This window comes from Candidatus Enterococcus wittei, assembly GCF_002140175.1.
Lineage (GTDB): Bacteria > Bacillota > Bacilli > Lactobacillales > Enterococcaceae > Enterococcus_B > Enterococcus_B wittei.
Map to the genome: position 1 here is coordinate 54941 of NZ_NGMO01000003.1, position 14755 is coordinate 69695.

The window sequence follows — 14755 nt, forward strand, 5'->3', positions numbered from 1 at the left end:
ATCAAGTAAATACGGTCACGAAAATGGAGAAAATTACGGTAACCATAAGCGACTCGTTTGATGACCTTGATTTTATTGTTTGTCCCTTCCAATGCCCCATTACTATAGGGTGTTTGGAAGGCATTTTTGATTCCTTTTCTGTATTTATTTAAGAAAGTGAGTTTCTTACGAAACCACTCAGGAAGCTGGGTATCTAAGGTATTCACCACTTCGAAAAAGTCGTTCGTCTCTTTTTGTTTATAGTGATAGAGAAGGAGTTGACAAGTGTCATAAGCTAACTTCAATGTAGAATCATAGCTGAGTAATTCATCGACGATCGCTTTTTCAGTCATCGGACGCTTAAAGGAATAATCATAGCGATAGCGTGAGCTATCTAATAGATAAGAATCCTTTAGGAATAACTTCCAGTAACGTTTAAATCGTTTATACTTCAGACGATCGTTCTTGCGATAAATGTTCATGATTTGAATCCGTAAATGGTTCAACGCCCGGTGAATATGTTGGATAATATGAAAACGATCCGTGACAATTTGTGCCTGGGGAAAAATACTTTTCGCTAATTCAAAATAAGGAGCGTTCATATCCATGACGATATATTGGACATTCTCTCTAGCTTGACGGGTATAGCGAGAGAAATAGGTACGTAGATAAGCTAGTTTACGACTTTCAAGAAGACCAAGGATTTGATTCGTTTGACCATCCATGAAGATAAAACTCATTTTACCCACACAGGATTTCATTGCTTTAAATTCATCAAAGCAATGAACGGAGGGCAAGTAGTCAAAACGCACTTTAACGTTCTTCACAGCCGCTTTCATGATTCGTAAAATCGTTACATCCGATACGAAATATCGAAAGGCAATGTCTTTTCTACTGGAGTTGGTCGCTAATTCTGCCATGATTTTTCGTTTCAAGTCGACAGAAATCGAACAATTTCTATCGACTAAAGAAGTTTCAGCCGAGAAAGTTGCGCCACACTCTTTACATAGGAATCGAGTTTTTTTAAGTTTTAAGATTGTTTTACGTGAATGGATCGGTAGTAATTGAATGGTGGTTTGGTGGGTCCCATATTTAATCACTTGTCCTTCATTTTTAACCCCACATTTTGTACAACAAGTGGGAGTATAATCTAAGCGTCCATGAATCACGTAGGAGGTAATGCCTCCTTCTTTCTTTTCAGAAAGCCAATTTGTAGGGAAAATGATATTTTCATCTGTTAAACCGAGTAATTTTTTAGTATGATAGTCCATGGAGATATCCTTTCTTGATGAGTTTGGTTTAGTCGACTTAATTCTATCAATTTGGATATCTCTTTTTCTATCTTTTTTTACAAAAAAATAGTGTTAGTAGAAAACAAAATTGTTTTCCACCAACACTAGATATTATAGAACCTTTTTATAAAAAGTAGCTTCTAAAAAAACCGAAGGATCTCGAAAATAGAAATAGCTATTTTCAGATTCTTCGGCTTTTTTCAAAAGTTAGGCATATAGCCTTAACCTTGTTATTTTTCTTAATTCAAATTATTTGTTTTCTTTGAATGTGTCTTTTAATTCATCTTTGGCATCCTTGGCATCTGCTTTTGCCATATCAGCCATTATTTTTGCATCTGCTGTTACTGGTTTTGCCTCTTCGATTCCTTCGTTGATCGTATTTCCTGCACGATCTGCAGAATGTTTCATATCAACTAACAGATCTTCTTTTGTGTCTTTTGCTGTTTCTCCTAGATCTGCCGCTGATTTTTTGAAGCGGTCTGATAAATCTGCTGATTGTTCTTTTAGATTCAAAAGAATATCTTCCGACTCATCTTCAGCTGTCATTGCAGAATCGCTGACTGTTTGTTTCACGTTACCTGCTAAGTCTCCTGCTTGTTGAGATAGATCATGTGCTTTTTCTTTGGCAATCTCTGATAAAGCTGTTGATTTTTCTTTCGCCATATCCGTATAATCTGATGCCATATCTAAAAAGTCATCTGCTTGTGAAGCTAATTCATCTCTTAATTCTTTACCTGATTTTGGAGCAAGTAACAATGCTGCAACTGCTGCTGCTGTTCCGCCGATGACTGCACCTAGTAAAAATCCACCTTTTTTTGCCATAATTAATTTCCTCCTGTCATTTCTGGTTGTTTTTTATGCTTGAAAAACTTCATCGCAGTACCACCAACTTTACCTACTACTGTTGCTTTAGCGGTTGTTTTGCCGATACCACCGACTTTCGTCACGATGTTTTTACTTGAATGATTTAATTCTGAAACACTTTCACTTAAATCAGCGACTGCTGTAAATAAAGGATCGATGGTTGCCACTTTACCGTTGATATCTAAAAGCAGTTCATTGCTCTTGACTAAGAGCCCCTCCACTTGCCTTGATAAAAGATCAACATCTTTTGTGACCACTTCAATCGTCGTATTTGCTTCAGCTACTGTTTGATCGACTTTTTCTAATGTCTTAGACACTTGCAACAATACACGTACAATAAAAACAACGAGTATGGCAAATGCCACTGCGGCAATCAAACCAGCTATTTCTCCACCTGTCATAGTCAAGCCCCCTTTTTACTCTACTCTCTATTAGAATAGCATTTTCACATTTTTTAAACAAATATAAAACAGTAAAGCTTCAACTACTTGTAGTTTGACGAGCAGCTGAAGCTTTTTTTAATCATTACTTTTTGTTTTTAGGTTCTGTTGGTTCCTTTACTTCATTGACCGGAGACGGCGTATCTGCTGCTAAAGACTTGCCCAGTTCCATGATATATTCTTTTAATGGTGCACCAACTTCAGGATGTGTCAGACCATATTCAATACTTGTCTTCATAAAGCCAAACTTATCTCCTACATCATAACGATGACCGGTAAATTTACGTGCAAATACGCGTTGTGTTTTATTCAACGTATCAATCGCATCTGTTAATTGGATTTCGTTTCCGGCACCTGGTTTTTGCTCAGCTAATACATCAAAAATCTCTGGTGTGAGTAGATAGCGTCCAATAATTGCTAAATCACTTGGTGCTTTACTTGGTTCAGGTTTTTCAACAAAGTCTTTTACATTGAAAAGTCCTTCTTCCAATTCTTCTCCTGGATTGATGATCCCATATTTAGAAGTATCTTTATGAGGCACTTGCATAACTGCAATCGTTGAAGCATGTGTGCGCTCATAATCATTGATCAATTGTTGGGTCAATGGAATCTCATCTTCCATGATATCATCGCCCAACATGACAACAAAAGGTTCATTTCCAATAAATGCTCTTGCTTGTAAAACTGCATGTCCTAATCCTTTAGGGTGAGATTGACGAATAAAGTGAAGATTGACATCAGTTGTTTCTTCTACTAATTTCAATAACTCAGTTTTTCCTTTTTCTCCTAGGTTTGTTTCTAATTCAATATTTGAGTCGAAGTGATCTTCAATTGGTCGTTTTGCTTTTCCTGTTACGATCAGGATATCTTCAATCCCTGAATTCAATGCTTCTTCTACAATAAATTGAATAGTTGGCTTATCTACGATTGGTAGCATTTCTTTTGCCATTGCTTTTGTTGCTGGTAAAAATCTTGTACCTAGTCCTGCTGCTGGAATAACTGCTTTCTTTACTTTCATTTCTTCTCTCTCCTTAAAAAAATGTTAATTTAAATTCATTTTCTGGCTTACCCTCTCGCAACATGATTTCTGTTGCTGCTTTATTGATATCTTTTCCTTCATAAAGCACTTCATAGATTGTTTGAGTAATCGGCATCTCAATATCCATCATTTGGGCCAACTCTCGGGCAGCTTTTGTTGTTTGGACACCTTCCACTACCATGCCCATGTTTTCCAAAATCTCATGTAATTCCTGTCCTTGTCCTAGTAAGTTCCCGGCACGCCAATTTCTAGAGTGGACACTGGTACAGGTCACGATTAGATCTCCAACACCACTCAAGCCAATAAACGTCAATGGATTAGCCCCCATTGCTACACCTAGACGGCTGATTTCCGCTAGACCTCTAGTGATGATTGCAGCTTTTGCATCATCGCCAAAACCCAGTCCATGGATTGCACCAGCTCCAATAGCAATGATGTTTTTCAACGCTGCCCCCATCTCTACTCCGATCACATCAGGATTGGTATAAATACGAAAATAATGATTCATAAATAGCATTTGTACAAAGTTAGCGGCATCTGCTTCAGTACTTGCTGCTGTGATCGTTGTGATATCGTGACGTGCGACTTCCTCCGCATGACTTGGACCAGATAAAACAGCGATGCCTTTTCTTTTTTCTGGTGGAATCTCTTCTGCTAAAATCTCAGAAATTCGCTTATGCGTACCCTGCTCTAATCCTTTACTGGCATGGATGATCACAGGTTTAGTTTGTAACACCTCGACCAGCTCTTGTGCTACCGAACGAATAGCCTTCGTTGGTACGACGACAAGAATTGCATCTGTTTCTGCTACCGCTTTTACCATGTCAGTGAAAGCTATGATCGATTCTGGTAATGGATGGTCTGGTAAGTAGCGTTTATTCGTATGTCGCTCATTGATTTCGGTCATTTGATCCGCACGGTGTCCCCAAATGCGAACATCATGCCCATTCTCAGCCAGCACTTGTGCTAAAGCTGTTCCCCAAGAACCGGCCCCTAAAACCGCTACTCTATATTTCATTCTACCACTCCTGCCATATTTTTCATTTTTTTAGCTTTTGAAACTCAAAGAAAAAGTTGATTTTGTCCTAGACTCCGGTCATAATCCGGTAAATCACCTTTTTTTCTTCGCCAAATAAATAATACAATTGAACCAATAAATAAAACAACCGATAATAACTGAGAAACGCGGATTGTATTGAAAAGATACAAGCTGTCCGTTCTTAATCCTTCAATGAAGAAACGTCCAAAGCTATACCATATCAAGTAACTAAGGGTGATTTCCCCTTTTTTCAAAAAATGTGGTTTCTTTCGTAAAAACAAAATTAATATAACACCTACTAAGCTCCAAAGAGACTCATAAAGAAACGTTGGTTGCCGATAGATCCCATCAATATACATATTATCAATAATAAATTGAGGTAAATGTAGATTTTCCAAAAAAGTTCTAGTGGTATCCGGACCATAAGCTTCATGATTCATAAAATTTCCCCATCGGCCGATCGCTTGCGCTAATAAAACGCTTGGTGCGGCAATGTCTAGAAATGTCCATAAATCAATGAAGTGATACTTTGTATAAAAATAAAGCGTGATTGCTCCAGCAATCAATCCGCCATAAATAGCTAAACCACCAGAACGGATATTAAATATTTGGATAGGATCTTCTAAATATTGAGGTAGGTCAAATAAGATATAATATAAGCGTGCACCGATAATTGAAATTGGTAGCCCCCACAACATAAAATCAGTGACATCGTCTGCTCTTAAGCCTACTCTCACAGCTTCTCGACTACTTAGCCACATAGCAATGACAATCCCAGAAACGATGATCAATGCATACCAATAGATAGGTATCCCTAAAAGGTCAAATGCGACCCGATTGACTTGTGCAACCATACTTCCACTCCTTGTTATTGACCTGCTGAATTTTCTTCAATCAGTCGGCTTAATCGTTCTTCAAATGTTTTCGTCGCATCAAAGCCCATCGTTTTGGCACGGAAATTCATCGCCGCTACTTCGATGATGATCGCAACGTTTCGACCAGTTTTAACTGGGATCTTGATTTGCGGAATGCCCACTTCTGCAATCTCTACAGAAGTATCTTCAGAACCTAAACGATCGTACTTTTTATCTTTGGCCCATGCTTCTAAATAGACCGCCAATTGGACTTGCATCGATCCTCTGACCGCACTAGCTCCGAATAGATTCATTACGTCAATAATTCCAATACCTCGGATCTCAATCAAATGTTCCAAGATTTTTGGTGGCTCACCAATAACTGTCAATTCGTCTTGTTGATAGACATCGACACGATCATCCGCAATCAATCGATGACCTCTTTTAATCAGCTCTAAGGCAGTTTCACTTTTACCAATACCGCTATCTCCCTGGATCAGTACGCCCAATCCATAAACATCAACTAATACTCCATGGACACTTGTCCTTGGAGCTAAGCGACCATCAAGATAACTGGATAATTCTCCCAATAACCGTGAAGTCGAAATTGGTGAGCGTAAAACAGCCATACCATATTCATTTGCTGCTTGGATCATCTCTTCGGGTGCTGCTAATCCTCTAGAAATAATAAATGCAGGCATATCTTCACTACATAACCGACGCATGATCATTAATCGTTCTTCGGGAATCATCCGTTCTGCAAAGCTTATTTCTTTACTCCCAAATAACTGAAGACGATCATGGGAATAGTAATTAAAATAACCAGTCAATTCTAGACCTGGTCTTGAGATATCACCTGTTACGATGACACGATTCAAACTTTCTTCATCGCCCGTGACGATTTCTAATGATAATTTTTCTACTAATTGGCTCACTTTTACCACTTCTGCCATTTGTGCTACCTCATTTCTATTAGACTGTTCTCTTTCATTTTAGCATTCTCAGGCTAAAAGTACTACCAATAAAAAAAACAGGCTTCATTCATCATTTTATTTATATTTTTTAGTGTCCCCCTCAAAGAAAACGCTGTTTTAAACGCACAAAATAAAAAAAGTATGGAACAAAAGTGTTATTTACTTTTGTTTCACACTCTAAATACACATCAACAGCGAAAGCAGAAGTAACTCCTTCGAAAATAGACTGAAATTCACAATAACTTGAAAAGCAATTTCGTGAATTTCTTCTTATTTCTCGGAGTTAAATACTTCTGCCCCAGCCTCTTTTGTTTGTTTATGGATTGCATTTATCCATTTTCTCATCGTTTCTTACTGCTGTTATGTCCACTTACAATGACATTTACTAAGGACATCACGATTGCCGCAATCAATGCTGCACCAAAAGAAGAGAAACTGAAATTGGTTGCACCGACAAAAAATGAAGTCATTTTCAACATCAGTGCATTGATCACAAACGTAAATAAACCAAAAGTAAGTAGCGTGAACGGAATAGAAAAGAACATAATGACTGGCTTGATCAGTACATTTAAGATAGAAAGGACAAAACTAGCAACTACGGCTGTCCAAATGCTATCAATATAAATCATATTAGGAAAGATGACCGCCAGGGAGATGAATGTCAACGTTGTTACAATAATTCGCTGAAAGTATGACATTAGAAGTCACTCCATTCATCATCGTTGACTTTCTCCGCCTCTTTTCGTTTACTTGATGGTTCACGATAATTATTTTTTTGGTAATAATCATTGTCATGTCCATACCGTCTTTGTGTATTCTTTGCTGATGGAATAATCAAAGCTAATAAGATATACAAAATGATTGGGCTACCAAATGCTACTAAACTTAAGAAGACATAAATGACACGTACCACTGTTGGATCAATTCCGATATACTCGGCAATACCCGCCAAAGTACCTGTCAAAACAATATTCTTGTTAGATTTCGTCAATTTTTTTCTCATTATTTTCACCTCTGTTCTATCATTTTAATGGAAGAAAGTTCTGATGACAATTCTACTTTTTCATTTCTAAGCTTTAAGTGAACGATCTTTACCCGTACCTGAGTATGAAGTAAAGATCTTCACTTCAAAGCGAAAAGGTATTACTTGTCTGTGTCTTTTAAATAGATACTTCCGGTTGTCGTTGAAAGTTGTATTTTTGCCATTTCTTTTTCGGAAACTCGACGGAACTGCAACATTTGATTGGTCCGTTCTTTTTTTTCCCGAATGATCTCGTAATCTGTCATGCGACTGTTAATACTACCTAGACTAGTCTTTGCATGACCTTCTACACCAAGAGTTGTTGGTAAAGCCACTTTGACATTTCCATTCACAGAACTTGCTTCAATTTTTTTCAATCGATCTTCTCTTACTGTTAGTCGTACATCGCCATTGACTAGTGAGATAGAAAGATTTTCTGGTGTAGCACCGAATGTAACTGTTCCATTGACTGTTTCAATGATCGAATCTAAAATATCTCCATTTTGCACTTCGATATTCCCATTGACTCCTTCGATTTCAAGCATGGTAGCAGTTAGATGATCCACAGTAATATTGCCATTCGTGGATTTAGCATAGATATCTTTTCCATCTAATTCTTCAATCACGATATTCCCATTTAATAACTTGATTGCTGTATGATCGTATGTTCTTTGAGGTAAATAGAAAACTAAATCCGCACGTATGCGTTTATTAGGGATTTGGAATGAAATATGTTCATCATTCACTTCGATTTGGCTACGTTCTGAAAAAGCTTCAAATGGTTCTGATCCCATTTTGCCGTATAGTTTGATTTTGGCTTCTACTTTCACATCTTCGCTATCCCATGTCTTCAACGTGACATTTCCATTAGCTGCTTTGATATCAAGGATGCTTCCTGCAGGTGCTTTATAATAAAATTCATGTTCGAATTTTGTGGTCGCAATACCTGGAACACGTAAATTGACATCTTTCCATTCCATATTGTCATTCACCGTTTCGGATACACTTTGGAATGTTTGCTTCAAGAATTTACCTAATTGTGAACCTGCTTCTGACATTTTTTCTCCAACTTGATTCAAAGTATCATTGGCTTGTTCTTTCCAATCTTCTGGTAATTCAAATTTTTCAGCAAGTGTACCTTTCTTTTCAGCCCATTGATTTTTACGAATATCTTTTAGTTCTACTTCAAGTCTTAGCTTTTCTTCTCTCAAAGCATCACCTGTTACTTCTAATTCTTTGACTTCGTTTTCTAATGTTTGACGTTGTGTTAATTCTTCGTCTGTTAGTTGATCAAGTTCTTCTTTCGTATTAAGCTGCATCAATATTTCCTGTTTGTTATTGTATGCTGCTTCATTTTCAGCTAATTTTTCATTGACCTCATCTAAATGGGCAGATGCCTTATTCGCATTCGTTGCTAATTCATCTAAAATTTTCTCTAAGTTTTCTTGATCTTCTTTTTCTTTTTGTTTTGGATCTTCTTTTACAGAAGTTGATTCCTTTGTGCCATTTTCAAATCCATCAACCAAGCGACTTGCTTCATCTTGTTCTCTGCGACTGGCATTTACTCGATCCGCGTCTTTTGCAATTTGTTTTTCATCTTTTTCAGTAGCCATACTTTCCAATAAGTCTAAACCTTCTTCAGTTGAAAGGATTCCTTTTTTTACTAATTCTAAAATACGTTCTCTTTCTTTCATGGAAATTGCCTCCTTAAGCAAAATTATTTGCATGCTTTTCCTTACATCCATATTATGCACCGATTTACAAAAAAAGTCATAGGACTTAAGTAGTAACTTTTTCTCATTCTCGCGTTGATCTTTCGAATCAAGCATAAGAAAATACAGAAAGTTTCAACAAGTAAATCATAGATGGAAACATTCTATTTACTTACACCAGTTCTTTTACTTAACTTGTAAAAACAAAGTGTTCCTCTCATCGCTATCTTTAAATAACGGATGAAAGCATCAAAAAAACTTCTAGAATTGAGTCAACTGTTTTCCCCTTTTACTCAGTTTTCTCCTATTGATACCCTTACATTCTTCTAAAAAAAACTGAGACATCAGTCGATTTGACAAACGTCCCAGTTTTTTTCTCCTACATATTAGCAATTGTGCTCTATTTCTATTTTAAAACATTTCATCATGATGAGAATTCAATTCTGTAATTTTACCAGTTGCTAAGTAGACGATCCATTCACAAATATTTGTGACATAATCACCAATTCGTTCTAGATAGCTGGCCACATTCACATAGTCAGTCCCACTAATGACCGTTTCTGGATTTGATTGCATATTTTTGATCGTTGTTTCATAGATGCGGTGGAAATAGTCATTGACTCGTTGATCCATATTTGCAATCGTCCGCGCATCTTTTTCATCTGTTTTCACGTAAGCAACCAATACATTATCCACCATTTTCTTCACATAATCAGACATGTCCGAGATCTCTTTTTCTATTTCTGGAATTCTCGTTTCTCCTTTGAGACGGATCGTTGATTTTGCAATAGAAACTGCATGATCAGCCATACGCTCCAAATCGGAACTTGCTTTCATGACCGTAATGATTGTTCGTAGATCTGTAGTAACAGGTTGTTGTAAAGCAATCATTTCAAAACTTTTTTTCTCTAAACGTGTCTCCATGTCATTGATTTTAATATCATTTTCAATCACTTCTGTCGCAAGTGTTTTGTCATGCTTGGTATATGAGCGAACAGATTTATGCACGGCATTACTTACCATCATCCCCATCTCATAAAATTGATTATGAAGGTTAAGTAACTCTTCTTCAAATTGCGTTCGTAACATTACATTTCCTCCTTATCCAAATCGTCCTGATATATAATCTTCGGTTTCTTTTTTCTCTGGATTCATGAAAATCTTTTTTGTTTTATCAAATTCGATCAAATTACCATCTAAGAAGAAAGCCGTCTTATCTGAAATACGTGATGCTTGAGACATGTTGTGGGTCACGATGATCATTGTATATCGCTCACGCAATTCTAACAGCATACTCTCGATTTTCCCAGTAGAAACTGGATCTAATGCACTCGTTGGTTCATCTAATAAGATGATCTCTGGATTTACTGCTAATACCCGAGCAATACAAACCCGTTGTTGTTGTCCACCAGATAAAGACAGTGCACTCTTATGCAATTTATCTTTCACATCGTCCCAAACAGAAGCAGCCTTTAGACTTTCTTCCACAACTTGGTCCAGCACACGTTTATCTTTTTCACCTTTAAGTCTTAATCCATAAATGACATTTTCATAAATCGAGAATGGAAATGGATTTGGTTGTTGGAAGACCATGCCGATTTCTTTACGTAAATCGACAATATCTGTTTTTGGTCCGTAAATATCTTTTCCTTTATAAACAACACTACCTGTAATCGTCACTCCAGGGATCAAATCATTCATTCGATTCAATGAGCGTAAATAAGTTGATTTCCCACAACCCGATGGACCAATCATTGCCGTGATTTCCCCTTTATTAAAGCTCAAATCAATCCCTTTCAGTGCTTCTTTTTCCCCATAATAGAGATGAAGATCTTTTGATGAGATAATTTCTTTTGTCATAGCGTGGCCTCCGTCTTAACCAAAATGACCGGATACGTAGTCTTCCGTCGCCTGGATTTTTGGTCTAGTAAATATCTTATTCGTTTTATCATACTCGATCACATTTCCTAAGTAGAAGAAGGCGGTGTAATCACTGATACGGGCAGCTTGCTGCATGTTATGTGTCACAATGATGATCGTATAATCTTCTTTTAGATTAACCAGTGTTTCTTCCACTGTCCCTGTAGATATTGGATCTAATGCACTTGCTGGTTCATCAAGTAGTAAGATATCTGGTTTCATGGCAATCGCTCGTGCAATACACAACCGTTGTTGCTGTCCGCCAGACAACGCTAAGGCGCTCTTATTCAAGCTATCTTTCACTTGATCCCAAAGAGCTGCTTGTTTCAAGCTTGTTTCTACGATTTCATCTAATTTATGTTTATCTTTTTCACCATGTTGCTTCAAGGCAAATGTAATATTGTCATAGATTGATTTACTAAATGGATTTGGGCGTTGAAAAACCATGCCGATCCTTTTACGCATTTCGTATACATCGATTTGCGGAGCATTGACATCTACGTCTTTATACATGATTTTTCCAGTGATTTTGGTATTGGCAATCCCGTCATTCATCCGATTCAACGAACGTAGATAAGTGGACTTCCCACAACCAGAAGGTCCAATCAAAGCCGTAATTTTATTTTTTTCAAATTCCAGATCGACACCTTTGATAGCTTCGTTGTCTCCATACCAAACATGTAGATCATCTGTATATAACGCAACATCTTTTTCTTGACCCATGGTGATGATGTTGGTTTCATTCAAATTATATTCTTTCATTTCACATCTTCTCCTTAGGCTGAAGTCATTTTACGGTGCAGGCGTTTTCCAAGAGCACGCGCGCCAAAATTGAATAGCAACACTGCAATGATCAACACAGCAGAAGCTCCTGCTGAAACGGATACACCATCTGGCATCGTTCCTTCTGTATTGATTTTCCAAATATGGACAGCCAGTGTTTCAGCTTGTCGGAAAATACTGATAGGACTAGAAACACTTAATGGGTTCCAGTTCGAAAAGTCAAGAGCTGGTGCACTTTGACCAGCTGTATAGATCAATGCAGCTGCTTCCCCAAAGATACGACCTGAACTTAAGATCACACCGGTTAAGATACCTGGAGTGGCTTCTGGTACCACCACACGCAAGACCGTTTCCCAACGTGATAATCCTAACGCTAGACCTGCTTCACGTTGTGTATAGTGAACAGCTTGTAAAGATTCTTCAACTGTGCGTGTTAGTAGTGGCAAATTAAACACAGTCAACGCTAAAGCACCTGAAATAATCGAGAATCCATATTGGAACTGGATAACAAATACCAAGAAACCAAATAGACCGACGACAACAGATGGTAAAGAACTAAGGATCTCAATTGATGTCCGAATAACATCAGTCAACCAGTTTTTACCAGCATATTCAGATAAATAGATCCCAGCACCAAGTGAAAGTGGAAAACTAATAATCATGGTGATGATCAATAAATAAATTGAGTTAAACAGTTGGATCCCAATCCCACCGCCTTCTTGATAGGCTTTTGAAGGCTCTGTCAAGAATGACCAAGAGATGTGAGGGATTCCTCGAACAAGAATATACAGCAGTAAAGCTGCTAATATCAAAACGATAACTCCTGAGATGGTGTACAGGACACCCGTTGCCACTTTATCGGAACGTTTTGCATTCATTATTTCAGTTCTCCTTTCTTACCAATCATCCGAATAACGATGTTAAAGAATAATGACATGAATAACAGGATCAATGCTAATGACCAAAGAACATTATTCTCAACAGTTCCCATGATCGTATTTCCGATACCCATGGTCAAGATAGAAGTTAAAGTAGAAGCTGGTGTTGTAAGACTAGTTGGCATCAATGCGGCATTCCCTATAACCATTTGAATCGCTAATGCTTCACCAAATGCACGAGCCATACCAAAAACGATCGCAGTCAAGATACCAGGTACAGCTGCTCGTAAAACGACTTTATAAATTGTTTGCCATCTCGTTGCACCTAATGCTAGAGATGCTTCACGATAATGTCTTGGCACAGCTTTTAAAGCATCCACGGTCATAGTCGTCACCGTTGGTAAGATCATGACGAAAAGGACAAATGTTCCGGCCAAGATCCCGAATCCAGTACCACCGAAAATATTACGAATAAATGGTACGATCACTGATAAACCGATAAATCCATAAACGACAGATGGAATTCCTACAAGAAGTTCAATGACAGGTTGTAACACCTTCGTTCCATTTTTTGGAGAAATTTCTGTCATAAAGACCGCTGCCCCAATGGCAAAAGGCGTGGCAATAATTGCGGATAAGAACGTTACAATAAAAGAACCTGCGATCATTGGTAAAGCTCCTACCATTGGTTTCCCGTCAGGACCTACCGCACTTGGATTCCAAGTTGTTCCAAATAAGAAATCAAACACATTGATTTTATCTACAAAGAATGTAGCAAGTCCTTTGCTGGCAACAAAATAAAAAATGGCTAAAACAACCACTACGATCAATGCAATACACAAAAAGCTAATAAACTTTCCGCGTTGTTCCATTTTCGAGCGCTTGGATTTTGTTAATAATATTTTTTTTACATCTTCCACAGATGATTCCTCCCTAGTCATTTAACATACTCATACAGTCTACTAAGTGAACATCAATTTGATTTTAATAACATGTAAAATTTATGCTAAGTTTGTAAATTTTTTGTAAAGATGATTAATTTACAAGGTTGCCTTCCCAATCACGTTCTACTTTCATGTCTGAGACAGGGATATAGCCTAGTTCACCAACGATATTCTTTTGGACATCTTCAGATAGCATGTAAGCCAAGAAGTCTTTCGTTAATTGATCTGTTTCTTTTTTTGTATACATATGTTCATAAGCCCAAATCGTCCAATCATTGGTCGTCACATTTTCATCAGTTGGTTCTACGCCGTCGATGTTCAATGTCGCTACGTCTTCTGTCACATATGAAAAGGCCACATAGCTGATGGCTCCAGGTGTGTCTGCTACAATTTGTCGCACCATACCACTAGAATCTTGTTCTTGCGCACGTATCGCTGTTTCACCATCTAACACCCATCTTTCGAAGGTTGCACGTGTACCGCTACCTGCTGCGCGATTCAAAATGACAATTCGTTGGTCTTTGCCACCCAATTGGTTCCAATTTGTGATTTCTCCGGTAAATATTTTCTTTAAGTTTTCCATTGAAATATCTTTGACACCCACGCCTTTATTCACAATTGGCGTTATTCCTACTACAGCCACACGATGATCAATGAGCGCTGCAGCATCGATACCAGATTTTTCTTCTGCAAATACGTCTGAGTTACCGATTTCGACAGCTCCTGATTGTACTTGAGACAAACCTGTTCCACTTCCGCCTCCTTGCACGTTGATAAACTTGCCAGGATTTTGAGCCTGGTACGACTCTGCCACCGTTTCAACAAGAGGTTGTAGGGCTGATGAGCCAACTGCTGTGATTGATTCCCCTTGATCGACCCATTTAGAACAACCAGTCATCAGAATAATTACAGCAATTATTGGGATAAATAAGCTAATTTTTTTCATTAGAAATCTCCTTCAATCCTAAAGTACATTCATTTTAACATGTTCATTCTAGCTTGAAAATGAATTGATT

General features: G+C 37.7%; 16 protein-coding genes. All 16 read right to left on the minus strand.

What is annotated here, in order from left to right; translation table 11 throughout:
• Positions 1-1250: ISL3 family transposase (locus A5844_RS08215; RefSeq protein ID WP_086284721.1), on the minus strand; the 1250-nt coding region annotated here is incomplete at its 3' end.
• Between the two features lie 270 nt (positions 1251-1520).
• Positions 1521-2093 carry a YtxH domain-containing protein gene (locus A5844_RS08220; RefSeq protein WP_086284722.1) on the minus strand — a complete coding sequence of 191 codons (573 nt, stop codon included), beginning with the start codon at positions 2091-2093 and terminating at the stop codon, positions 1521-1523.
• 2 nt (positions 2094-2095) lie between these two features.
• Positions 2096-2536: a DUF948 domain-containing protein gene (locus A5844_RS08225; RefSeq protein WP_086284723.1), complete on the minus strand. Its 441-nt coding sequence runs from the start codon at positions 2534-2536 to the stop codon at positions 2096-2098.
• A 124-nt stretch (positions 2537-2660) separates the two neighbouring features.
• On the minus strand, positions 2661-3593 hold the full coding sequence (gene galU, locus A5844_RS08230; protein ID WP_086284724.1) for a UTP--glucose-1-phosphate uridylyltransferase GalU: 933 nt from the start codon (positions 3591-3593) through the stop codon (positions 2661-2663).
• A 13-nt stretch (positions 3594-3606) separates the two neighbouring features.
• Complete coding sequence (locus A5844_RS08235; RefSeq protein ID WP_086284725.1) at positions 3607-4632, minus strand: NAD(P)H-dependent glycerol-3-phosphate dehydrogenase; 1026 nt, start codon at positions 4630-4632, stop codon at positions 3607-3609.
• A gap of 44 nt (positions 4633-4676) precedes the next feature.
• On the minus strand, positions 4677-5507 hold the full coding sequence (gene lgt / locus A5844_RS08240; protein WP_086284726.1) for a prolipoprotein diacylglyceryl transferase: 831 nt from the start codon (positions 5505-5507) through the stop codon (positions 4677-4679).
• A gap of 14 nt (positions 5508-5521) precedes the next feature.
• A complete protein-coding gene (gene hprK / locus A5844_RS08245; RefSeq protein ID WP_086284727.1) occupies positions 5522-6460 on the minus strand; it encodes an HPr(Ser) kinase/phosphatase in 939 nt (312 codons plus the stop codon).
• Positions 6461-6822: 362 nt separating this feature from the next.
• Positions 6823-7179, minus strand: coding sequence for a phage holin family protein (locus tag A5844_RS08250; RefSeq protein WP_086284728.1), 357 nt, complete (start codon positions 7177-7179; stop codon positions 6823-6825).
• A complete protein-coding gene (locus A5844_RS08255; RefSeq protein ID WP_086284729.1) occupies positions 7179-7484 on the minus strand; it encodes a PspC domain-containing protein in 306 nt (101 codons plus the stop codon). The genes A5844_RS08250 and A5844_RS08255 overlap by 1 nt, the downstream gene beginning before the upstream one ends.
• Before the next feature lie 140 nt (positions 7485-7624).
• A complete protein-coding gene (liaX, locus tag A5844_RS08260; protein WP_086284730.1) occupies positions 7625-9196 on the minus strand; it encodes a daptomycin-sensing surface protein LiaX in 1572 nt (523 codons plus the stop codon).
• A 429-nt stretch (positions 9197-9625) separates the two neighbouring features.
• The gene (phoU, locus tag A5844_RS08265; RefSeq protein ID WP_086284731.1) at positions 9626-10303 is read right to left on the minus strand and encodes a phosphate signaling complex protein PhoU; all 678 of its coding nucleotides are present in this window, start codon (positions 10301-10303) and stop codon (positions 9626-9628) included.
• 12 nt (positions 10304-10315) lie between these two features.
• Positions 10316-11074: a phosphate ABC transporter ATP-binding protein PstB gene (gene pstB, locus A5844_RS08270; protein WP_086284732.1), complete on the minus strand. Its 759-nt coding sequence runs from the start codon at positions 11072-11074 to the stop codon at positions 10316-10318.
• Between the two features lie 15 nt (positions 11075-11089).
• Positions 11090-11896 carry a phosphate ABC transporter ATP-binding protein PstB gene (pstB, locus tag A5844_RS08275; RefSeq protein WP_086284733.1) on the minus strand — a complete coding sequence of 269 codons (807 nt, stop codon included), beginning with the start codon at positions 11894-11896 and terminating at the stop codon, positions 11090-11092.
• A gap of 14 nt (positions 11897-11910) precedes the next feature.
• On the minus strand, positions 11911-12795 hold the full coding sequence (gene pstA, locus A5844_RS08280; protein WP_086284734.1) for a phosphate ABC transporter permease PstA: 885 nt from the start codon (positions 12793-12795) through the stop codon (positions 11911-11913).
• Positions 12795-13715 carry a phosphate ABC transporter permease subunit PstC gene (gene pstC, locus A5844_RS08285; RefSeq protein ID WP_086284735.1) on the minus strand — a complete coding sequence of 307 codons (921 nt, stop codon included), beginning with the start codon at positions 13713-13715 and terminating at the stop codon, positions 12795-12797. The genes pstA and pstC overlap by 1 nt, the downstream gene beginning before the upstream one ends.
• A gap of 115 nt (positions 13716-13830) precedes the next feature.
• Entirely contained in the window at positions 13831-14685 is an 855-nt protein-coding gene (locus A5844_RS08290) for a phosphate ABC transporter substrate-binding protein PstS (protein ID WP_086284736.1), read from the minus strand.
• Positions 14686-14755: the final 70 nt, after the last annotated feature.